General features: G+C 65.9%; 19 protein-coding genes and 1 tRNA gene. 16 read left to right on the top strand and 4 right to left on the bottom strand.

The genetic code is table 11. The annotated features are described in order from the left end of the window. The first annotated feature begins 39 nt into the window (after positions 1-39). Positions 40-936, top strand: a complete 897-nt coding sequence (locus BR47_RS0100205) for an LLM class flavin-dependent oxidoreductase (protein WP_029105835.1) — start codon at positions 40-42, stop codon at positions 934-936. Next, positions 933-2,180 carry an amidohydrolase gene (locus BR47_RS0100200; RefSeq protein ID WP_020104109.1) on the top strand — a complete coding sequence of 416 codons (1,248 nt, stop codon included), beginning with the start codon at positions 933-935 and terminating at the stop codon, positions 2,178-2,180. Before BR47_RS0100205 ends, BR47_RS0100200 begins: the two co-directional genes overlap by 4 nt. Here the strand turns inward: BR47_RS0100200 and BR47_RS0100195 are convergent. Then, positions 2,120-2,611, bottom strand: coding sequence for a hypothetical protein (locus tag BR47_RS0100195; RefSeq protein ID WP_020104110.1), 492 nt, complete (start codon positions 2,609-2,611; stop codon positions 2,120-2,122). The genes BR47_RS0100200 and BR47_RS0100195 overlap by 61 nt on opposite strands. Positions 2,612-2,790: 179 nt before the next feature. Between BR47_RS0100195 and BR47_RS0100190 the strand changes: the two genes are divergently transcribed. From BR47_RS0100190 to BR47_RS0100180, 3 genes are all read left to right on the top strand, one after another. Further along, complete coding sequence (locus BR47_RS0100190; protein WP_020104111.1) at positions 2,791-3,432, top strand: DUF1942 domain-containing protein; 642 nt, start codon at positions 2,791-2,793, stop codon at positions 3,430-3,432. A gap of 672 nt (positions 3,433-4,104) precedes the next feature. Continuing rightward, positions 4,105-4,260 (top strand): hypothetical protein, encoded by a 156-nt coding sequence (locus BR47_RS32910; RefSeq protein ID WP_155987054.1) that lies wholly within the window; start codon positions 4,105-4,107, stop codon positions 4,258-4,260. Between the two features lie 4 nt (positions 4,261-4,264). After that, on the top strand, positions 4,265-4,501 hold the full coding sequence (locus tag BR47_RS0100180; RefSeq protein WP_029118225.1) for a hypothetical protein: 237 nt from the start codon (positions 4,265-4,267) through the stop codon (positions 4,499-4,501). Between the two features lie 310 nt (positions 4,502-4,811). Here the strand turns inward: BR47_RS0100180 and BR47_RS32905 are convergent, their stop codons facing one another. After that, positions 4,812-6,206, bottom strand: a complete 1,395-nt coding sequence (locus BR47_RS32905; protein WP_141772310.1) for a PIN-like domain-containing protein — start codon at positions 6,204-6,206, stop codon at positions 4,812-4,814. A 120-nt stretch (positions 6,207-6,326) separates the two neighbouring features. Here BR47_RS32905 and BR47_RS0100160 point away from each other — a divergent pair, with 120 nt between their 5' ends. Continuing rightward, on the top strand, positions 6,327-7,166 hold the full coding sequence (locus BR47_RS0100160; RefSeq protein WP_029118223.1) for a hypothetical protein: 840 nt from the start codon (positions 6,327-6,329) through the stop codon (positions 7,164-7,166). Then, entirely contained in the window at positions 7,163-7,981 is an 819-nt protein-coding gene (locus BR47_RS0100155; RefSeq protein ID WP_051634534.1) for a restriction endonuclease, read from the top strand. Before BR47_RS0100160 ends, BR47_RS0100155 begins: the two co-directional genes overlap by 4 nt. Positions 7,982-8,087: 106 nt before the next feature. On the opposite strand, the gene BR47_RS0100150 is transcribed toward BR47_RS0100155, so the two are convergent. Then, positions 8,088-8,163, bottom strand: a tRNA-Arg gene (locus tag BR47_RS0100150). A 168-nt stretch (positions 8,164-8,331) separates the two neighbouring features. Here BR47_RS0100150 and argS point away from each other — a divergent pair. From argS to rho, 6 genes are all read left to right on the top strand, one after another. Next, positions 8,332-9,984, top strand: coding sequence for an arginine--tRNA ligase (gene argS, locus BR47_RS0100145; RefSeq protein WP_029118221.1), 1,653 nt, complete (start codon positions 8,332-8,334; stop codon positions 9,982-9,984). 23 nt (positions 9,985-10,007) lie between these two features. Then, positions 10,008-11,378: a diaminopimelate decarboxylase gene (gene lysA, locus BR47_RS0100140; protein ID WP_177127432.1), complete on the top strand. Its 1,371-nt coding sequence runs from the start codon at positions 10,008-10,010 to the stop codon at positions 11,376-11,378. Further along, the gene (locus tag BR47_RS0100135) at positions 11,375-12,694 is read left to right on the top strand and encodes a homoserine dehydrogenase (RefSeq protein WP_020104114.1); all 1,320 of its coding nucleotides are present in this window, start codon (positions 11,375-11,377) and stop codon (positions 12,692-12,694) included. The genes lysA and BR47_RS0100135 overlap by 4 nt, the downstream gene beginning before the upstream one ends. Beyond that, positions 12,694-13,761 carry a threonine synthase gene (gene thrC / locus BR47_RS0100130; RefSeq protein WP_020104115.1) on the top strand — a complete coding sequence of 356 codons (1,068 nt, stop codon included), beginning with the start codon at positions 12,694-12,696 and terminating at the stop codon, positions 13,759-13,761. Before BR47_RS0100135 ends, thrC begins: the two co-directional genes overlap by 1 nt. A gap of 4 nt (positions 13,762-13,765) precedes the next feature. Further along, positions 13,766-14,695 carry a homoserine kinase gene (gene thrB / locus BR47_RS0100125; protein WP_029118220.1) on the top strand — a complete coding sequence of 310 codons (930 nt, stop codon included), beginning with the start codon at positions 13,766-13,768 and terminating at the stop codon, positions 14,693-14,695. Between the two features lie 291 nt (positions 14,696-14,986). Next, positions 14,987-16,972: a transcription termination factor Rho gene (gene rho, locus BR47_RS0100120; protein WP_029118219.1), complete on the top strand. Its 1,986-nt coding sequence runs from the start codon at positions 14,987-14,989 to the stop codon at positions 16,970-16,972. 65 nt (positions 16,973-17,037) lie between these two features. Here the strand turns inward: rho and BR47_RS0100115 are convergent, their stop codons facing one another. After that, entirely contained in the window at positions 17,038-17,610 is a 573-nt protein-coding gene (locus BR47_RS0100115; protein ID WP_263863805.1) for a TetR/AcrR family transcriptional regulator, read from the bottom strand. Positions 17,611-17,785: 175 nt separating this feature from the next. On the opposite strand from BR47_RS0100115, the gene fadD1 reads away from it, so the two are divergent. The 3 genes from fadD1 to BR47_RS0100100 all read left to right on the top strand — a co-directional run bounded on the left by fadD1 (position 17,786) and on the right by BR47_RS0100100 (position 20,948). Further along, positions 17,786-19,348 carry a fatty-acid--CoA ligase FadD1 gene (gene fadD1, locus BR47_RS0100110; protein ID WP_029118217.1) on the top strand — a complete coding sequence of 521 codons (1,563 nt, stop codon included), beginning with the start codon at positions 17,786-17,788 and terminating at the stop codon, positions 19,346-19,348. A gap of 77 nt (positions 19,349-19,425) precedes the next feature. Beyond that, on the top strand, positions 19,426-19,773 hold the full coding sequence (locus BR47_RS0100105) for a YciI family protein (protein WP_020104120.1): 348 nt from the start codon (positions 19,426-19,428) through the stop codon (positions 19,771-19,773). Further along, positions 19,773-20,948 (top strand): RNA polymerase sigma factor, encoded by a 1,176-nt coding sequence (locus BR47_RS0100100; protein ID WP_502685810.1) that lies wholly within the window; start codon positions 19,773-19,775, stop codon positions 20,946-20,948. The genes BR47_RS0100105 and BR47_RS0100100 overlap by 1 nt, the downstream gene beginning before the upstream one ends. Positions 20,949-21,046 lie beyond the last annotated feature (98 nt).

Genomic DNA, 21,046 nt, shown 5'->3' with positions numbered 1-21,046 from the left:
CTGGACGCGCATGCCAGAATCGGCTGTGTGCAGATCGGGATGACGATGCCAGTGATGGAGCCCAACCTCGATGCGGCAACGCTGACGGCGTGGGCCAGAGTGATCGACGGCGGGCCCTTCTCGTCCCTGTGCTGGGGTGAGCGCATCGCGTTCGACAATCCCGATTCGCTGACGCTGCTCGGCGCGCTGGCGGCCTGGACCGACCGGGTCCGGCTGGTCACCACGGTGATCGTCCCGCAATTGCATGATCCGGTGATGCTGGCGAAAGCGCTTGCCACCGGCGACATGCTCAGCGGTGGACGGCTGACGGTCGGCCTCGGCGTCGGGGGCCGGCACGAAGACTACAACGCCGTCGGCGCCGACCCGAAGACCCAGACCATGCGCGGCATGGCCGAACGTGTCGCGCTGATGAAGCGCGTGTGGGCGGGGGAGAAGCTCACCGAATCCGTGCTGCCCGTCGGGCCCGAGACTGTTCAGCCGGGCGGCCCGCGATTGCTGGTTGGCACCATCGGTCCGAAAACCGTACGCAGCGCGGCCAATTGGGCGGACGGCATGGCGGGTACCACGCTGGACCTCAACGTGGAGCGCGAGAGCGAACTGTTCGACGTCGCCCGGGAGGCCTGGGCCGAGGCGGGAAAACCCAAGCCGCACTTGGCCACGTCGTTCTGGTTCGCCCTCGGTGAGAAAGACGAGGCGCGCAGCCAGGTGCACCGGCACCTGCGCCGGTACATGAACTGGATTCCGGAGGAGTACGTCGACGCGATGGCGCCGACCACGGGCTGGGCCGGCACCGAAGACGAATTGCTCGACGTGCTGCAGAAGTTCGACGACATCGGCACCGACGAGGTGCATCTCATCCCCACCAGCTCGGACATCGACCAGCTGCGTCGGGTGGCCGACGTGGTCAAGGATTTCACCGGAGAGGCGGCGCTATGAGTCGTGCGACGGACGTGCTGGCCGGCTTGCCCGAGGTGCGGGTGTGGCAGGAGGACCTGTACCGCGATCTGCACGAGCACCCGGAGCTGTCACACCAGGAACATCGCACCGCAAAGCTGGTGTCGGACAAGCTGACCGAGCTCGGTTATGAGGTGACCGCCGGCATCGGCGGCACCGGCGTCGTGGGCATCCTGCGCAACGGGGACGGCGCGTCGGTGCTGATGCGGGCCGACATGGACGCGCTGCCCGTTGCCGAGGCCACCGGGCTGCCCTACGCGAGCACCGTGCGCGGCACCGACGGCGCCGGCAAGGACGTGCCCGTCATGCACGCATGCGGCCACGACACCCATGTCACCTGTCTGCTCGGCGCGGCCGCGCTGCTGGCCGATGGGCGAGATCACTGGCAGGGCACCGCGATTGCGCTGTTCCAGCCCGCCGAAGAGGTTGGTGGCGGTGCCGCCGGCATGGTCGCCGACGGGCTGGCGGACGTCGTCGGCAAGGTCGACGTGGCGCTGGGACAGCATGTCGCGCCGGCGCCGGCCGGATTCGTCGGCACCCGCAGCGGGCCGGTCATGGCCGCGGCCGACAGCATCCGCGTGACGGTGTACGGGCGCGGCGGCCACGGCTCCATGCCCAACGCCACCATCGATCCCGTCGTGCTGGCCGCGATGATCGTGATCCGGCTGCAGACCATCGTGTCGCGTGAAGTCGCGCCGACCGAGACCGTCGTGCTCACCGTCGGCAGCATCAATTCGGGCACCAAGAGCAACATCATCGGTGACCACGCCGTGCTGGAACTGAACCTGCGCACCTACGACGACGCCGTGCGCACCGCGGTCATCGCGGCCGTGAAGCGCATCGTCATCGCAGAGTGCCAGGCGTCGGATTCACCGAAAGAGCCGGAATTCGAGTTCTACGACCAGTTTCCGGTCACCGACAACGACGAAGCCGCCACCGCCCGTGTGCACGACGCCTTCGTCGAACAGTTCGGCGACCGCGTGCTGGCCATCCCGCAGGCCTCCGCGAGTGAGGATTTCAGCGACATCCCCCGGGCGCTCGGTGTGCCGTACACCTACTGGATGTTCGGTGGCATCGATGCCGCGGAATTCACCCGCGCCGCCGAAGCCGGCCGGATCAGCCAGGACATCCCGGTGAACCACTCGCCGACGTTCGGCCCGGTGATTCAGCCGACGCTCGACACCGGCACCGAGGCACTCGTGGTGGCCGCGCTGTCCTGGTTGTAGTCCTTTGGGCGGTAGGCGATCTCGAAGACGCACGCCGCCAGCACGCAGAGTGCGATCGCTTCGATCATCTGGATGATCAGCATCGTCCACGTGGTGTGGGAGACGGCGACGAAGAACTGCATGTTGGGGATGACGACGAACAGGCCGCCCCAGATGCCCCACCAGGCGGCCTTTCCCAGCCCACGGCCGGGGTACAGCCGCAGGAACAGGAAGCACAGCATCGTCAGCTGCAGGACGTATGTGAACCCGAGAAACGGGAACAGGTCCATGATTTCGGCCAGCGGGCGCTGCGGGTAGTCGGCCGCCGGGTAGCTGTTGCCGAACAGCGCCGGTCCCGCCGTCTTGTGGAAGACGACGTCGAGGATGAACGTCAGGATCGACACCGGCACCGCGATCACCAAGAAGCGTCTCCACCCAAATTGCTTGCCCATGACATCCTTTCGATCGCGAGATTCGGGTCGTTGATATCTCGGTTGGGCGCGCCGCGGATCGCGGCTTCCCGGCAGCCGGACAGTGCCTGACGGAAAGATCCGGCAAAACCGCGTTTGACCAGCACTTCGACGGGTAACCTCCGCGTTGGACACTGCCTCGGTGTGGGACGGGAGTAACGGTGAAGATCAAACTTGTGGCGCCCGTGGGCATCGCCGCGATCGCGCTGGGTATGGCCGGCATGACGGCGGGCTCCGCCTCGGCCGCCAACAACATCAAGCCCTTCGGTCAGCAGGAGACGCTGAACGAGATCGGCTATACGGTCAAGGGCTTGAAGCCGAGTTCGGACCCCGTGCCGCATAACGGCCGGCTCTACTCGGCGACCGTCACGGTCGAAGGGGTCGGCGGCTGGGCCAACCCGATCGTCGGGTTCTTCAACGCCCGCGCCGAGAGCGGCGCGAACTACCGGGTCATCGGTGGGGGCGTGCCGTCGGCGCCGCCTGGTGGGACGACGACCGGCAAGCTCTACTTCGACGTCGTCGGTGAGGCGCCGAACAGCGTCGTCTACAACGACGGATTCCAGGACCTGATGGTGTGGGTGCCTCGCCCTTCCGCGAGTGTCGTAGCTGCTGCCGACGCCGACGACGACGTCGTCGGGACCAGCGAGATCATCACCGCACCGGCCGCCGAGAGCACACCGCCCGCCGAGGGGACGCCGACAGGCGGCAATTTCTTCGCCCCTGAAGTCGTCGCGCCGCCGCCCTTCGAGCTGACCGAAGCCGAGGTGGCGTCGCCGGGATACAACGAGGGTGGCCGCCGCTGATCTCACGAACAGAAGTCGAACGATTCCTGACGGACGTTCGGCGGGTTCTCGCTGTCCCATGCGCCGCTAAGTAGGTGGCCCTGATACGGCCTATTGCCCGGGTCGCTCTTCATGTCGTAGGGGAGTAGGTCATGTTGTCGCCCGGGTGCCACGTGTGCGGTGGCAGTGGGCGGCCCGCGTGGGCGGGAGCCGCCGGTGCCATGCTGCAGGTGGCCGACGCGGGGCTGGGAATGCTGCGATGCGTCGGACGATGATCCAGTCCGTCCCAGCGCTGTGGTTAGTGAGGGCAGACTGCGACGGAGGGATCGGAGGGTTCTTGGGACGGCAGTCAACTCTGCGAGCCCAGTCGTTTGATAATTTGCCCGCGGCCATTAACAGTCCCAATCTGTGGTGATGAAGGTGTGGCTCGAAGGCGACCCGCCTGGCCGCGCTTTTGTCTAGCGGTGACACACGCGTTGTTCGTGACGACGACAAGGACGCCCTCTATCTGACGGCCCGGGGCATCGATGATCCGCCCGTTGGGATGACGTCTTATCAAGTGGCACAACGCCTTCTGACGCGGATAAACAGTGTCGGCCGAAGTGGCAACGCCGGGTTCCGGGCCGTGCGACTGACGGGCGTCTGTAATGGGGACGACGGCGCGAACACCCCATCGAGTCGTATCGCGGACTGTTGGCCGTCCCCGGCAACACCGGTTACCCGATCACCGATGCGACCTACATCCGTTCGTTCGTCGTCGGTGTGCGCCAGCGCGGCGCGGCGGTCGCAATCCAGATCGGCACCGGCACCACCTACGCCAAGCCGACCGCCGACCAGGTCCCGGTTTAGCGCGATGGGTCTCTTTTCGGCCAACGTCCCGCAAGACGTTCTCGACACGATGGCCGATGCCAAGCGTGGCCGTCGTGACCGGGGAGGCGCACCGAGTACGGGCCGGGACGAAGCCGTAACCGCGCCGATGTCGCGCCGCTGGTCGACCGTCGCCACCGTGACGGCATCATCCGCGATCCGGCTGACCTTGGGCCGGATGTCCGCGTCGACCGCCGCACCTGACCATCGAAAGGAACGATGACATGGCTGCCAAGTAGGGCAAAGGACAAGCGCCGGCCACGGCCAAGTCTGGCCGCTTCAAGAAAAAGTAATGCGATGGCGAAGCGACGAGTTTACGAGCGCGACCGCCGAGGGAGATTCGCGCCGCCCGCCCGCCGGTCGTCGCGGGTGCAACGCGCCGTGCCCACCAAAGTCGTGTCACGCAAGGTCAGCGCCGGTCGGGTCGGCCCTGGCGGCGAGTACGTCGGCTTCAGCGCTGGTCGGCGGGTGTCGTACTGACCTATACCTGCGTTTTTGGACGTACTATTTCGGTGGGCGTTTGCGATTCCATGCTAAATATGGGTTGGATCTTCGGCTTCATGATCAAGTTCATCGATTTGCGGTTTTTGCCTCTCGGTAAAGCTCAACTGAAATCCGTCGCTGTGTTTACGTAATTTCCGATACGCATCCAAGAACTCGACAAGTTGTTTATATTCCATCGTCCGCGCAACGTCGTTTATGATTGCCCGCTCTTCGTCGTCGAGAGGACCGATTGCCGTCATGAGTTCGCGGATTCTTCTCCGCATGTGCTCACGCGTTGCGGGCTTGTCCGCAACCAAAGACTCTTGTCGTAGCTCCGCCGCTGCTCGATCGAGAGTCGTTAAAGCTCGATTTACCATTAATCGGTCATACTCACGTTCTCCGGTGAGAATGTCGAGGCCGTCTTGGATGTTCTTGTACTGGCGCGTTCCGGGCTCAAAATGACTGAGGGCCAAGCTTAGTTCCCGATGGGTTACTGGTCGTCTGAACCGTTCCAAGCGCATCTTTTCGCGTGCCTCTTCGCGGGCGATGCGCCTCTCTTCGTCCAGTGCCACTACACTGTCGATAGTTTCTCCGCTGACGCCAGCGTTCAGGTATTTGTTCGCGAGATGCAGAAATGTCGCTAATCGAACTTGGTGGTAGTGGTGCTTTGAACGCGTGGAAAATTCAGATCTCAGTTCGGTCCGAGGGCCTAGCGTGTGACCACCTTCGCGACGATACCAATCAGGTTTGACATCCGAAGTAATGAACAGTACCGGGCGATCCGCTTTCTCGGCATGATCTAGGATCTCGAACCAGATGAGTGCGTCTCCCTCTGGATTTTCGGATTTACCTGCATCTAGATAGCCCGGTGGGACATCGTTTTGGTAACGTTCTTCGGCGGATTTTTTTCGATCTTCCAGCGTTTTGGAATCTGGCTTTGGCCCGACCTGTGTCGAGTCGCGCAAAATCCCATCAATGCGCACTCTCAACGGATCGTTGGTGCGGATCTCGTCATACGCGATTACGTGCCTTTGTTCCAGAGAGTTAATGTGTTCAAGAATCGCTTTAGTAGCAGTTTCGAGCCTCCGCGTTACAATTCCCTTTATAGACTTCTGAATTTCGGTGTCACGGATACCCGAGATAGCGCCATCGAGCGAATCGCCGAGTTTGGCGACGTCTACGCGAACTTTTTCGTACTGCGGTTGATGTTGTCGTGCGACCTCTAGACGGTTTCGCTGATATTCGAGTCCTACTTGGTACGGAATCCAGACTCGCGGACGAATGTCGGATTGCTCGAACACACCGAGGATCTGCGCCCGTTGATCGCTACCTGTCCGATAGAGATCGAGAAGAACGTTAGAGTCGAGCGCGACGGTGCCGGTTTCGAAAACAAGCCTGAGCGTCGGGTCGTCCGGTTCGTACCACTCCGCAAACGTATGTTGCACGTGCCCCCCTGCGTTCCCTCCGGTTGGTCGAACGATGCTACCGGTGCGCTGGTCGAAACTGTCGTACTGCGTCCCTATTATTTGAACCGGAAGGTTCGAACGAACCTAGGGGAGTTAACCGTGAATCTGATTCCGGCTTGGCTACAGATCACTACGTCGGTCTCGACAACCGTCGGCGTCCTCATCGCGCTCTACGTCGCGGTGTGGCGCGAACCGCGCAAGGCGCGCCGCGAACGTGAGGACCGCGAGACGCAAGCGATTGAGGATCGCAACCGCTACAACGACCAGATGGCCGTGATGCAGCGCGCCGAAGACGACCGAATCAAGGCGCAAGCTCGCAAGATCGTTCCGTCGATCAATCGCGCCGACATGTTCGGCGAGAACCTATGGACAGCGCGCGTCAACAACTTGAGCAACGGCGCGGTGAGCCTGCTCGCCGTGCGCGTCATCGCCGTGGACGCTGACGGCAACGATGTTCCCGATGGGTGTCGCCAGGCCAACAACGAAGTGGAGATCGGCCAGGGGATCGAACGCATGATCGCCGAAGGGCTACGTGGCGCGGTGTCGGGCGCGATGCAAAGCGATCCGATGCAAGCGCTAAACCAGATGATGGGCATGGTGGGTGGCGGCGGCGGACTCCTGCCCGGTGTGCAGCGCGTCGGCGCAAGGTCGCCGAATCTTGGAAACCTGACCAGCCAGCAGATGGACCGTTACATCGCTCAGCGGCTTGGCCCTGACTTCGGCGACAAGTTACGCGAAGCGATGATCGGCGAAATGGCGACGGAGTGGACTAAGACACTCACGCCGAATCAGCAATCGGTAATGGCGTTCAAAGCGTCCAGCGCGGACTACCGGCTACAAATCGTGGTCGAGTTCGAAGACGAAGCGGGCTATCGGTGGGAACGTTCGGATAGCACCCAACCGCGCCAGATCCGCGAATCGCCCGAAGGCAGGACATGACTGACGACGCTTCAGACGAACTGGCGGAGGTTACGCGCGATGACAGTGCGGCTGACTCTGACTCTGGTGACCTGCTCGGCGCCGTTAGCTTCAGCAACTTGTCACCAACCGATTTCGAAGAATTCTGCTTCGATTTGCTGATTGCTGCTGGTTTCACGAACGTCGACTGGCGTAAAGGCACGCCAAAGTCAGGTTCGCCATCCGATCAGGGCCGCGACATAGTTGCGGAGTACGCACGCACTGACATCGACGGCCACGCCTACACCGAGACCTGGTTTATCGACTGCAAGCACCATGGCAACGCAGTCCCACCCGACGCTCTCACCAACGCCGCTGCTTGGGCAAACGCTGAAAGGCCAGCCGTACTGCTCTATATGGTTTCGGGATTCCTGAGCAACGGTGCAAAGAACTGGATCGATGATTACCGGCGCAACAACAACCCGCCGTTTCGCATCAGAACCTGGGAACGTCCGCAGTTGCGAAACCTCATCGCACAGCACCAAGACGTTGCATGGCAGCACGATGTTGGACTGTCGACACTGCGCAGAGTGTCCGACATCATCACAAAGGAGAACGAGCTTTTCGACCGGCTCTGGTACGGCCGAAAAATGCCGTTTGATCATCCAAGTTGGGACGGTGTACCCGCCGACATCAAGGCCGGGGCGGAACGGGGCAAGCGTCGGGTGGAGGAACAGATACCGCGCGAGGTACTCGACCAAGACGTTGCAACCGACTGGGACTGGGGATTCCTCAGTGGGTCGATTTCGGCGGTTCGGTGGGTGCTGGGCGATGAGTGGGGCAATCTCGACAGCTAACGAAGTCGAGCTACCAGCGAAGATATTAATGGTTGGATCATCGTTGGGACTTGCCGGAGAGTCGGCCAAATCAACCTTTATCCGCTGGTGAGCGGTGGTTTTGTAGTGGTGCCCCCGGCAGGATTCGAACCTGCGGCCTTCTGCTCCGGAGGCAGACGCTCTATCCCCTGAGCTACGGGGGCGCTTGATGCTGGCGAGCCAGCGGCGCCGTTGGGCGTTCACAGAGTAACGCATTCGAGCCTAACGGCATGAATCGGACCTTAGGCGCAGTAATTCTGCTGGCCGCCTGCTACCGACCAGCAGGTGACCGATGACAAGCCTGAGCAGCTCAGCCCATAGGATGGACCCCCGTGACCCCCGCCGATCTGGCTGAACTGCTCAAGAACACCGCCGCCGTGGTCCTGGTCGAACACGACCTGGACATCGCTGCGCTGCCCGAAACAGTGGCCATCGAGCGTCCCCGCAACCCCGAGCACGGCGACTACGCCACCAACCTGGCGCTGCAGCTGGGCAAGAAGGTCGGCGTCAACCCGCGTGACCTGGCCGAATGGCTGGCAGAGCGGCTGAACGACGCCGACGGTATCGCCGACGCCACGGTTGCCGGTCCGGGCTTCGTGAACCTGCGCATCGAGGCGTCCGCGCAGAGCGTCGTCGTTCTCAACGTCTTGGGTGCCGGGGACCGTTACGGCACCTCCGAGGAGCTCAAGGGCCGCCACATCAACCTGGAGTTCGTCTCGGCGAACCCGACCGGCCCCATCCACATCGGCGGCACCCGCTGGGCCGCCGTCGGTGACGCGCTGGGCCGCCTGCTGGCCACGCAGGACGCCACCGTCGTCCGCGAGTACTACTTCAACGACCACGGCGGGCAGATCGACCGTTTCGCCCGCTCGCTGGTCGCGGCCGCCAAGGGCGAGCCGGCCCCCGAGGACGGCTACGGCGGCGACTACATCAAGGACATCGCCGCTGACGTCGTGGCCAAGCGACCCGACGCCCTGAGCCTGCCGGCCGACGAGTGTCAGGAAGTCTTCCGCGAGCTCGGCGTGGACCTGATGTTCGGCCAGATCAAGCAGTCGCTGCACGACTTCGGCACCGACTTCGACGTCTACACACACGAAGACTCGATGCACACCTCGGGCCGGGTGGAGCAGGCCATCGAGAAGCTGCGCGAGAACGGCTCGATCTACGAGCAGGACGGCGCAATCTGGTTGCGCACCACCGACTTCGGTGACGACAAGGACCGCGTCGTCATCAAGAGCGACGGCAACCCGGCGTACGTCGCCGGCGATATCGCGTACTACCTGGACAAGCGCCAGCGCGGGTTCGACCTGTGCATCTACATGCTCGGCGCCGACCACCACGGCTACATCGGCCGTCTGAAGGCCGTCGCCGCCGCGCTCGGCGAGGACCCCGACACCGTCGAGGTGCTGATCGGCCAGATGGTCAACCTGGTCAAGGACGGCCAGCCGATGCGCATGAGCAAGCGCGCCGGCACCGTGATCACCCTGGAGGACCTGGTCGACGCCATCGGCGTGGACGCGGCCCGCTACGTGCTGATCCGGTCGTCGGTGAACAGCCCCATCGACATCGACCTGGGGCTGTGGGCCAGCGCGTCCAACGAAAACCCGGTCTACTACGTGCAATACGCGCACGCGCGGTTGTCGGCCCTGGCGCGCAATGCCGCCGACCTCGGCCTGCAGTCGGACCTCGGTCACCTCGATCTGCTGAGCCACGATCGCGAAGCCACGCTGATGCGCACCATCGGCGAGTTCCCGCGGGTGCTCAAAACCGCTGCGGCCCTTCGGGAACCGCACCGCGTGTGCCGGTACCTGGAAGACCTGGCCGGTGACTACCACCGGTTCTACGACTCCTGCCGGGTACTCCCGATGGGCGACGAAGAGCACAGCGACCTGCACCGGGCGCGGCTCGCGCTGTGCGCGGCGACCCGCCAGGTCATCGCCAACGGTCTGCATATCCTCGGCGTGAGTGCACCGGAGCGGATGTGAGCGGACAGCCGACCGGCAACGTGGTGCCGGAGAAGCCGCGGACGCCCGACGAGGTCAACCTGTTGGCGCCGAACGTCTGGCCGCGCAACCTGGTTCGGGGCGCCGACGGGCAGGTCAGCGTCGCCGGTGTGACGGTCGGCGCGTTGGCCGAGCAGTTCGGCACACCGCTGTTCGTCATCGACGAGGACGACTTCCGGTCGCGATGCCGCGAGATCGCCGACTCGTTCGGTGGCGGCGAGCACGTGCACTACGCCGGCAAGGCGTTCCTGTGCGCCGAGATTGCCCGCTGGGTTGCGCAGGAGGGTCTGTGCCTCGACGTCGCCACCGGCGGCGAGCTGGCCGTGGCCCTGCACGCCGAATTCCCGGCCGAGCGAATCACGGTGCACGGCAACAATAAATCGGTCCCTGAGCTGACGGCCGCGGTCGCGGCCGGCGTCGGGCACATCGTGCTGGACTCCGAGATCGAGATCGAACGCCTGGAGGCCATCGCCGGCGCGGCCGGCGTGGTGCAGGACGTCCTGGTCCGTGTGACCCCGGGCGTCGAGGCGCACACCCACGAGTTCATCTCCACCGCGCACGAGGACCAGAAGTTCGGCCTCTCGCTGGCCAGTGGTGCGGCGATGGATGCGGTGCGCAAGGTCTTCGCCACCGACAACCTGCGGCTGGTCGGCCTGCACTGCCACGTCGGCTCGCAGATCTTCGACGTCGCAGGGTTCGAGATCGCGGCTCACCGCGTCATCGGCCTGCTGCGCGACGTCGTCGCCGAATTCGGTGTCGAGAAGACCGCGCAGATGTCCGTCATGGATCTCGGTGGGGGACTGGGTATCTCGTACCTGCCCAGCGACGACCCGCCGCCCATGAAGGAGCTGGCCGACAAGCTCAAGGCCATCGTGAAGGCCGAATCGGAGGCCGTGGGCCTGCCGACTCCCAAGCTCGTCGTCGAGCCCGGCCGCGCCATCGCCGGCCCCGGCACCATCACGCTGTACGAGGTCGGCACCGTGAAAGACGTTGCCGTGTCGGCCGACAAGTACCGGCGCTACGTCAGCGTCGACGGCGGCATGAGCGACAACATCCGGCCGTCGCTGTACGACGCCCAGTACGACGCCCGGCTGGTGTCGCGCGCCAGCGACGCCCCCGCGACGCTGGCCCGGATCGTCGGAAAGCATTGCGAGACCGGCGACATCATCGTCCGGGACACGTGGGTGTCCAGTGATGTTGGTCCTGGCGACCTGATCGCGGTTGCCGCCACCGGCGCCTACTGCTATTCGATGTCGAGCCGGTACAACCTGCTGACCCGTCCCGCCGTCGTCGCGGTGAAGGACGGCAACGCACGCCTGATCTTGCGTCGGGAGACCGTTGAAGACCTGTTGAGCCTGGAGGTGAGTGGTCAATGAGTGAAAAGCCAATCGGCGTAGCAGTTCTCGGACTCGGGAACGTCGGGACCGAGGTGGTCCGGATCATCGAGAACAGCGCTGACGACCTGGCCGCTCGCATCGGTGCGCCACTGGAGCTGCGCGGCGTCGGTGTCCGCAAGGTCGCCAAGGGCCGCGGCGTGCCCGTCGACATGCTCACCGACGACATCGAGGCTCTGGTCTCGCGCGACGACGTCGACATCGTCATCGAGCTCATGGGTCCGGTCGAGCCGGCCCGCAAGGCCATCATGGCCGCGCTGGAGCAGGGCAAGTCGGTGGTCACCGCCAACAAGGCGCTGATGGCGCAGTCCACCGGTGAACTCGCCCAGGCGGCCGAAAAAGCACGCGTGGACCTGTATTTCGAGGCGGCCGTGGCCGGCGCGATCCCGGTGATCCGTCCGCTCACCCAGTCGCTGGCCGGTGACGTCGTGTGCCGGGTGGCGGGCATCGTCAACGGCACCACCAACTACATCCTGTCGGCGATGAGCGAGACCGGCGCCGACTACGCCGACGCGCTCGCCGAAGCCGGCGTGCTGGGCTACGCCGAGGCCGATCCGACCGCCGACGTCGAGGGCTACGACGCGGCCGCCAAGGCCGCGATCCTGGCGTCCATCGCGTTCCACACCCGGGTCACCGCCGACGACGTCTACCGCGAGGGCATGACGAAGGTCAGCGCCGCCGACTTCGAGTCCGCCAAGGCGCTGGGCTGCACCATCAAGTTGCTCGCCATCTGCGAGCGGCTGACCACTGGTAAAGGCAAGCAACGGGTTTCGGCCCGCGTCTACCCGGCGCTGGTGCCGCTGGACCACCCGCTGGCCTCGGTCAACGGCGCGTTCAACGCGGTCTTCGTGGAGGCCGAGGCCGCCGGCGAGCTGATGTTCTACGGCCGCGGCGCCGGTGGGGCACCGACCGCGTCGGCCGTCATGGGTGACGTCGTCATGGCCGCGCGCAACCGCGTGCAGGGTGGCCGCGGTCCGCGGGAGTCCAAGTACGCCAAGCTGCCGATCGCCTCGATCGGCGCCATCGAGACCCGCTACTACGTGAGCATGAACGTGGCGGACAAGCCCGGTGTGTTGTCTTCTGTCGCAGCCGAATTCGGCAAGCGTGAGGTCAGCATCGCCGAGGTCCGCCAGGAGGGCATGGAGGACGAGTCCGGCGAGCGCAGCGGCGCCCGCATCGTCGTCGTCACCCACCGGGCCACCGACGAAGCGCTGTCGGAAACCGTTGCGGCCCTTGCCGATCACGAAGCAGTGCAGAGCATCAACAGTGTGCTGCGCATGGAAGGAACCAGTAAGTAATGAGCGTGCACAAGCCGTGGCCCGGCCTGATCGAGGCCTACCGGGACCGTCTGCCCGGCACCGAGAACTGGACGCCGGTCACCCTGCTCGAGGGTGGCACTCCGCTGATCCACGCCAAGCGGCTCAGTGAACAGACCGGCTGCACAGTGCATTTGAAGGTCGAGGGGCTCAACCCCACCGGTTCGTTCAAGGACCGCGGCATGACCATGGCCGTGAGCGACGCCGTCGCCCGCGGCCAGAAGGCCGTGCTGTGCGCGTCCACCGGCAACACCTCGGCGTCGGCGGCGGCCTACGCCGCGCGTGCCGGCATCACCTGCGCGGTGCTGATCCCGCAGGGCAAGATCGCCATGGGCAAGCTGGCGCAGGCAGTCATGCACGGCGCCAAGATCATTCAGGTCGACGGCAACTTTGACGACTGTCTGGAGCTGGCCCGCAAGCTGACCGCCGACTACCCGACCATCGCCCTGGTCAACTCCGTCAACCCGGTCCGCATCGAGGGTCAGAAGACCGCGGCTTTCGAGATCGTCGACGCGCTCGGCACCGCCCCCGACGTGCACTCGCTGCCCGTCGGCAACGCCGGCAACATCACCGCCTACTGGCGCGGTTACAGCGAATACCACCGTGACGGCGTGTCCGACCGGCTGCCCCGCATGCTCGGCACGCAGGCGGCCGGCGCGGCGCCGCTGGTGCTCGGCGAGCCCGTCAAGAACCCGGAGACCATCGCGACCGCGATCCGAATCGGTTCTCCGGCTTCGTGGGACGGCGCCGTGGCGGCCAAGGAGCAGTCGGACGGCCGCTTCCTCGCCGCCACCGACGAAGAGATCCTGGCTGCGTACCACCTGGTCGCCAAGGCTGAAGGCGTGTTCGTCGAGCCGGCCTCGGCGGCCAGCATCGCGGGTCTGCTCAAGTCCATCGAGGACGGCTGGGTCAAGCCCGGCTCGACCGTGGTCTGCACCGTCACCGGCAACGGCCTCAAGGATCCCGACAATGCCCTCAAGGGCATGCCCGAGGTCAAGGCCATCCCGGTCGACCCGACCGCCGTGGTCGAACAGCTCGGACTGGTCTGACGCAGTGACCGAAAACCTGCCCGCCGGCCTGCTCGCCACCGCCGTCGTCCCCGCCTCGAGCGCCAATCTCGGCCCCGGTTTCGACAGCCTGGGTCTGGCGTTGAGTCTGTACGACGAAATTCAGGCTGAGACAACCGATTCCGGCCTCGTCATCGAGGTGACGGGGGAGGGGGCCGGGCAGGTTCCGGAGGATGAGTCCCATCTGGTGGTGCGGGCCATCCGGCGTGGTCTCGAGGCCGGCGGCGTTTCGACTTCCGGGCTGAACATCAAGTGCCGCAACGTCATTCCACATTCGCGCGGCCTCGGCTCGTCGGCGGCCGCGGTGGTCGGCGGGCTGGCCGTCGCCAATGGCCTTATCGCCCAATCCGGTTCGCAGCCGCTGACGCTCGAGCAGCTGGTCCAGCTGTCGTCGGAGTTCGAGGGACATCCGGACAACGCCTCGGCCGCCGTGCTGGGCGGTGCGGTGGTGTCGTACACCGAGCCGGGCCCGGTGTACGCGGCCGCGCAGCTGACGCTGCATCCCGACATCCACCTCTTCCCGGCGATTCCGCAGGTGCGGTCGTCGACCGCGGAGACCCGCGCGGTGCTTCCCGAGCAGATCGCGCACAAGGACGCCACGTTCAACGTGAGCCGCGCCGCGCTCCTGGTGGTGGCGCTCACGCAGCGTCCGGATTTGCTCATGGCAGCCACCGAGGACGTGATGCACCAGCCGCAGCGCGCGGCGGCGATGCCGGCCTCGGCGGAATATCTGGCGATGCTCCGGCGTTCTGGCGTGGCAGCAGTGCTTTCCGGTGCTGGACCTGCGGTTATCGCATTCAGTACCGAACCCGAACTACCGGCCGAAGTCCTCGAATTCGGTGCGGCCAACGGTTTCGCCGTCGAGAAGATGGCGGTGGGCCAAGGGGTTCGCTGGACCGTCGGTGCCGGCGTTTAGCGGAGAGCACACGCCGAGTGGCAATTCTTGCTTCATTGTCGGATGAGAGATATTCTCGCAGCGTCCAGCAATCGCAGGCTCTAGTACCTGCGCCTACGGTAGGACGACCACTCTTCTCTTAGATGTTCAACTCGTGGACTGATGGTTCGCCGCACGGCGGCAAATCCTGGTGCTTGGCTGTTGCACTGCCTCAGCCGACCCGGCATTTGACGAATGCGGTTCGGGGAAGCCGTCCGACTGCGAACCAAACCCTCGCCTGATCAACTGCGCGAGGGCACAGAAAGGAAATCCGTGACTGATACGGACCTCTTCACCGCCGACGGCAACACTGATGCCCCGGCAACTGAAGCGCCGGCGGCCGGACGCTCCGGATCGCTGACCAGTCTTCTGCTCCCCGACCTGCGTGCGCTCGCCGCCGAGGCCGGCGTCAAGGGCACCTCCGGCATGCGCAAGAGCGAACTGATCGCCGCCATCCGGGAACACCGTGGCGAGGCCAACGGCGCCAAGGCCGAAGCCAAGGCCGCCAAGGCTGAAGCCAAGACCGAGACCAAGGCCGCCGAGGCCGTGAACGGCACCGACGCCCCCACCGAGGCCAAGGAAGCCCAGGCCCCGGCCGCGAACAACGACACCGACGCTGCCGCCTCCGCCGGCGAGCAGACCCCGCGCCGCGAGCGCCGTGGCGCGTCGCGCCGGGCCGGTGCGCCCGTCGACGGTGAAGCCGGCGATGCCGGTGACAAGCCTGCCGACAAGGCCGACAAGGCCGAGAACGCGGACAACGCTGACGCCCCGCGCGAGGAGCGCAACCGCGAGCGGAACGCCGACAACAGCAACCAGGGCGGCAACAAGGCCGAAGGTAACCAGGGCGGCAACCGCGACCAGGGTGGCAACCGCGACCGCGGTGGTGACAACCAGGGCGGCGGCAACCGCAACCAGGGCGGCAACCGCGATCAGGGCGGTAACCGCGACCAGGGCGACAACTCCAACAACAATGACGACGACGACAGCCGCCAGGGCCGTCGTGGCCGTCGATTCCGCGACCGCGACCGTCGTCGTCGTGGCGAGCGCGGCGACAACCAGGGCGGCAACGCCGAGACCGAACTGCGCGAGGACGACGTCCTGCAGCCGGTCGCCGGCATCCTCGACGTGCTGGACAACTACGCGTTCGTCCGCACCTCGGGCTACCTGGCCGGACCGAACGACGTGTACGTCTCGATGAACATGGTCCGCAAGAACGGCCTGCGCCGCGGCGACGCCGTGACCGGCGCCGTGCGGGTCCCACGCGAGGGCGAAGGCGGCGGCGCGCAGAGTGGGAACAACCCGCGCCAGAAGTTCAACCCGCTGGTGCGTCTGGACAGCGTCAACGGTGGTCCGGTCGAGGCCGCGCGCAACCGGCCCGACTTCACCAAGCTGACCCCGCTGTACCCGAACCAGCGACTGCGCCTGGAGACCACTCCGGAGCGGCTGACCACGCGTGTGATCGACCTGATCATGCCGATCGGTAAGGGCCAGCGTGCGCTGATCGTGTCCCCGCCGAAGGCCGGTAAGACGACGATCATGCAGGACATCGCCAACGCGATCACCAAGAACAACCCGGAATGCCACCTCATGGTGGTGCTCGTCGACGAGCGTCCGGAAGAGGTCACCGACATGCAGCGCTCGGTGAAGGGTGAGGTCATCGCCTCGACCTTCGACCGGCCGCCGTCAGACCACACCCAGGCCGCCGAGCTGGCCATCGAGCGGGCCAAGCGCCTGGTCGAGCAGGGCAAGGACGTCGTCGTGCTGCTGGACTCGATCACCCGCCTGGGCCGCGCGTACAACAACGCGTCGCCGGCGTCGGGCCGCATCCTGTCCGGTGGTGTCGACTCCACCGCGCTGTACCCGCCGAAGCGCTTCCTCGGTGCTGCGCGCAACATCGAGAACGGCGGCTCGCTGACCATCATCGCGACCGCGATGGTCGAGACCGGCTCCACCGGTGACACCGTCATCTTCGAGGAGTTCAAGGGCACGGGTAACGCCGAGCTCAAGCTCGACCGCAAGATCGCCGAGCGCCGCGTGTTCCCGGCCGTCGACGTCAACCCGTCCGGTACCCGTAAGGACGAGCTGCTGCTCGGCCCGGACGAGTTCGCGGTCGTGCACAAGCTGCGCCGGGTGCTGTCGGGTCTGGACCCGCACCAGGCCATCGACCTGCTGATGAGCCAGCTGCGCAAGACCAAGACCAACTACGAGTTCCTGGTCCAGGTCTCCAAGACCGCACCGGGCAACATGGACAACGACTAGGCCTCAGCCCACGCAAAAGCCCCCGGAATCACCAGATTCTGGGGGCTTTTGCGTTGTCCGTCAGGCTACGGCTGGGCCTTGAGGCCCGGCATCACGTAGCGGCGCACGTGCGCCAGCAGTTCGTCGGCGTTGTTGGCGTCCAGCCGCTGTCCGGGCATCGTCGCCAGTGACAGGATGACGCGCGCGATCCACTCGGCGGCGTCGTCGATATCGGTGTCGGGATGGATTTCGCCGTTGTCGCGGGCCGCGACGAGGTACCGGGACCAGAAATCGGCGAGGTCGGGCACCAGGCCCTGCACGCCCGCGCCGGCGCAGGCGGCGAACTCGTCGGGCTCCTCGACGCGCAGTTTCATGAGCAGGGCGCCGGGATCGTCATACGCGGTGCGGCCGTGCTGGATTCCGGTGATGATCTGGTTGTCCAGGCCTTCGATCGACGCCAGCATGGCGTGCGCGTCGGTCCAGTAGGCGTTGTTGAGCCGGACGATCGCGGCACCCAGCAGCGTCACCTTGTCGGGGAAATGCCGGTACAGCCAGCCGCGGGAGACGCCGGCAGCCTCGGCGACCTCGGATACCGTCGTGGCGCGAATTCCCTTGGCGCGCATGCACTCTTCAGCGGCATCGATCAACCGATCACGCACGCTTCTCGGGGATTCTGGACTTGCCACCGGGATGTCTCCTCACATGTCAACCGGGCGAACGACGATTCTGCCAGGGTGCTGACCCTGTTGCGCTACCCGTCAGCCATGGTAGACACTTTCAAGAATCTGTTTACTCCGGGCGGTACTCGTGATCGCCCACGCACCGGGAGCCCACATGGCGGACACCCTTCAGCAGTTGCTTCGCGAACGCGCCGACCAGGACACCGTCGCCGTCAAGTACGGCGAGGCGACCTGGACCTGGCGAGAGTACGTCGCCGGAGCACAGGCGCAGGCCGCCGCCCTGATCAGCGAGGCCGACCCGCTGCGGCCGCTGCACGTGGGCACGCTGCTGGGCAACACCCCCGACATGCTCACGGCGCTCGCCGCCGCGGCCCTGGGCGGCTACGTGTTGTGCGGCATCAACAACACCCGTCGCGGTGCGGCGCTTGCCCGCGACATCGCCCGCGTCGAATGCCAGATCGTCCTCGTCGACGCCCAACACCGCGACCTGCTCGACGGTCTCAGCCTGCCCGGCGTCACCGTCGTCGACGTCACCGCGACCGAGTGGCCGCAGCAGGACCTGACCCCGCATCGTGAAGTCGGGCCCGACGACACCTTCATGATGATCTTCACCTCCGGCACCAGCGGTGAGCCCAAGGCCGTCGAGGTGGCGCACTCCATCGTGCTGTTCTCCGCGGTGGCGCTCGTGCAGCGCTACGAGCTGACCGCCAACGACACCTGTTATCTGGCGATGCCGCTGTTCCACTCCAACGGCGTCTACGCCGGCTGGGGAGTCGCAGTCGGTGCCGGTGCGGCGATGGCGCCCGCGCAGTTCTCCGCGTCGGGGTTCCTCCCGGATATCCGCCGCTACGGCGCGACCTACATGAACTACGTCGGCAAGCCGCTGGCCTACATCCTGGCCACCGCCGAGCAGCCCGACGACCACGACAACCCGCTGCGCGTGGCGTTCGGCAACGAGGCCGCCGACCGCGACATCGACGAATTCAGCCGCCGCTTCGGCTGCAGCGTGTGGGACGGCTTCGGCTCGACCGAGCTTGCGATCATCATCACCCGCTCCGAGGGCACCCCGGCCGGCAGCGTCGGCAAGGGTTTCCCCGGCGTCGCCGTCTACGATCCCGAGACGGTCCAGGAGTGCGAGGTGGCGCGCTTCGACGACACCGGCGCCCTGATCAATGCCGAGGCGGCCACCGGCGAGCTGGTGAACACCAACGGCAGCGGCATGTTCCGCGGCTACCACAACGACCAGGGCGCGACGGATGAACGGCTGCGGCACGGCATGTACTGGTCGGGCGACCTGGCCTACCGCGACGCCGACGGCTGGATCTACCTCGCGGGCCGCACCGCCGACTGGATGCGCGTGGACGGAGAGAACATCACGGCGGCGCCCATCGAACGAATCCTGTTGCGGCACCCCGTGATCAGCCGTGTCGCGGTCTACCCGGTACCCGACGAGTTCGTCGGCGACCAGGTGATGGCCGCCATGGTGCTGCGCGACGGCCAGACCCTCGACCCGAAGTCGTTCGCGGAATTCCTCGCCACGCAGCCGGACATGTCGCCGAAGTCGTGGCCGCGGTACGTCTGGCTCGCCGACGACCTGCCCAGCACCGCGACCAACAAAATCCTCAAGCGAGAACTGGTTGCGCTGGGCACCGATCCGGCGGGCCGGGTGGTGTGGAAACGCGACGGCACGGAGTACGCGACTCTCGCCGAAAACTGATTTCGGCGGTTGTGTCCCCTCAAGGGGTCCCCGTTCGTCTCATTGCTGTTGGACGATCAACCCAGAAGGAGACAACGATGAAATACGCAACGCTGATCTACATCAAGCCGGGCAGCCACGACACCGACATCACCGAGGAAGAGCACGCGGCCCTGACGGCCGAGTACGCGGCGCTTCGTCAGGACCCGCAGTGCGTCGGTGGCGGCCACCTGCAGCCCGTCGAAACCGCGACATCGGTTCGGGCCGACCTGATCACCGACGGTCCCTTCGCCGACACCAAAGAGGTGTTCGCCGGCTATTTCGTCATCGACGCCGAGAATCTCGACGAGGCCCTCAAATTCGCCCAGCGGATCCCGGCCGTGCGACTCGGTGGCGGCGTCGAGGTGCGGCCGCTCTTCGAGACCCCATTTGAGGGTGCCCACTGATCGACGCGATCTTCCAGCGCGAGTGGGGCCGGGTCCTGGCCGCGCTCATCGGCATCCTCGGCGACTTCGAGCTCGCCGAGGATGCCGCGCAGGAGGCGTTCGTCCGCGCGGCCGAACGGTGGGCCCGCGACGGTGTGCCCGACGCGCCGGTGGCCTGGCTGGTGCGCACCGGTCGCAATCTCGCGATCGACCGCTTGCGCCGCGAGCAGACGCTGCGCGCCAAAACCCGGCTGCTCCAAGCGGATCAACAGGCAACCACCATGGATGACATCGACCTCGATGACAGCACCATCGGCGACGAGCGCCTGCAGCTGATCTTCATGTGCTGCCATCCGGCCCTGGCGCGTGAGGCCCAGGTGGCACTGACGCTGCGGGCTCTCGGCGGGCTGACCACGGCCGAGATCGGGCGGGCGTTCCTGGTTTCCGAGGACACCATGAAGCGCCGCCTGTCCCGCGCCAAGACCAAGATCAAGGCGACGAACATCCCGTTCGCCCTGCCGGCCGACCGGCTGCTGCCCGACCGCGTGGCGGCGGTGCTCGCGGTGATCTACCTGATCTTCAACCAGGGCTTCACCGAGCGGGACGACCTCGCCGCCGAAGCGATCCGCCTCGGCCGACTCCTGGCCGACCTCTTGGTCGACGAGCCCGAGGCCTACGGGCTGCTGGCCTTGATGCTGCTACACGATTCGCGGCGCTCGGCCCGCGTCGTCGACGGCCGGGTGGTGCCCCTCGCCGAACAGGACCGGACCCGGTACGACCAGGCCAAGGTCGACGCTGGACGGGCCGCGCTGGACCGCGCGCTGGCCCTGCGGCTGGCCGCCGGGCCATACGTTCTGCAGGCCGCCATCGCTTCGCTGCAGGCCGACGAGGAAATCGACTGGCACGAGGTCGTGGTCCTGTACGAGCGGCTCGAGGCGCTCACCGGATCGCCCGTCGTGGCGCTCAATCGTGCGGTGGCCGTCGCCGAGGCCGGCGATCCCGTCCGGGCGCTGGAGCTCATCGATGCCCTTGACCTGGGCGATTACCGCTATCTGCCGTCGACTCGCGCGGAGCTGCTGCGCCGCTTGGGCCGGACCGATGAGGCGCGGAGCGCGTTCGAGCGCGCCCTGGCGTTGGCGACGACCGAGCCGGAGCGACGATTTCTGGAGCGTCGCCTGGCCGAGCTGGGGCAGTGAGGTGCCGAGGAATAGTCACCGGCCCGCAGGCGTTTAGGACCTTGGCGGCTGACCTGGCATAATCGACCGCCGAACCCCCTCGGTTCCGGTTCACGTCC

The sequence above is a fragment of the Mycobacterium sp. UNC410CL29Cvi84 genome, from assembly GCF_000686745.1.
Lineage (GTDB): Bacteria > Actinomycetota > Actinomycetes > Mycobacteriales > Mycobacteriaceae > Mycobacterium > Mycobacterium mucogenicum_B.
The sequence above is the reverse complement of the archived record's forward strand: the minus strand, read 5'-3'. Positions and strand labels throughout refer to the sequence as shown.

Excerpts from the sequence above, each read along its gene's own strand:
- BR47_RS0100205 (WP_029105835.1), top strand. The coding sequence starts at position 40 with ATGACGATGCCAGTGATGGAGCCCAACCTCGATGCGGCAACGCTGACG.
- BR47_RS0100200 (WP_020104109.1), top strand. The coding sequence starts at position 933 with ATGAGTCGTGCGACGGACGTGCTGGCCGGCTTGCCCGAGGTGCGGGTG.
- BR47_RS0100195 (WP_020104110.1), bottom strand. The coding sequence starts at position 2,611 with ATGGGCAAGCAATTTGGGTGGAGACGCTTCTTGGTGATCGCGGTGCCG.
- BR47_RS0100180 (WP_029118225.1), top strand. The coding sequence starts at position 4,265 with ATGGGTCTCTTTTCGGCCAACGTCCCGCAAGACGTTCTCGACACGATG.
- BR47_RS0100155 (WP_051634534.1), top strand. The coding sequence starts at position 7,163 with ATGACTGACGACGCTTCAGACGAACTGGCGGAGGTTACGCGCGATGAC.
- BR47_RS0100135 (WP_020104114.1), top strand. The coding sequence starts at position 11,375 with ATGAGTGAAAAGCCAATCGGCGTAGCAGTTCTCGGACTCGGGAACGTC.
- thrC (WP_020104115.1), top strand. The coding sequence starts at position 12,694 with ATGAGCGTGCACAAGCCGTGGCCCGGCCTGATCGAGGCCTACCGGGAC.
- fadD1 (WP_029118217.1), top strand. The coding sequence starts at position 17,786 with ATGGCGGACACCCTTCAGCAGTTGCTTCGCGAACGCGCCGACCAGGAC.
- BR47_RS0100105 (WP_020104120.1), top strand. The coding sequence starts at position 19,426 with ATGAAATACGCAACGCTGATCTACATCAAGCCGGGCAGCCACGACACC.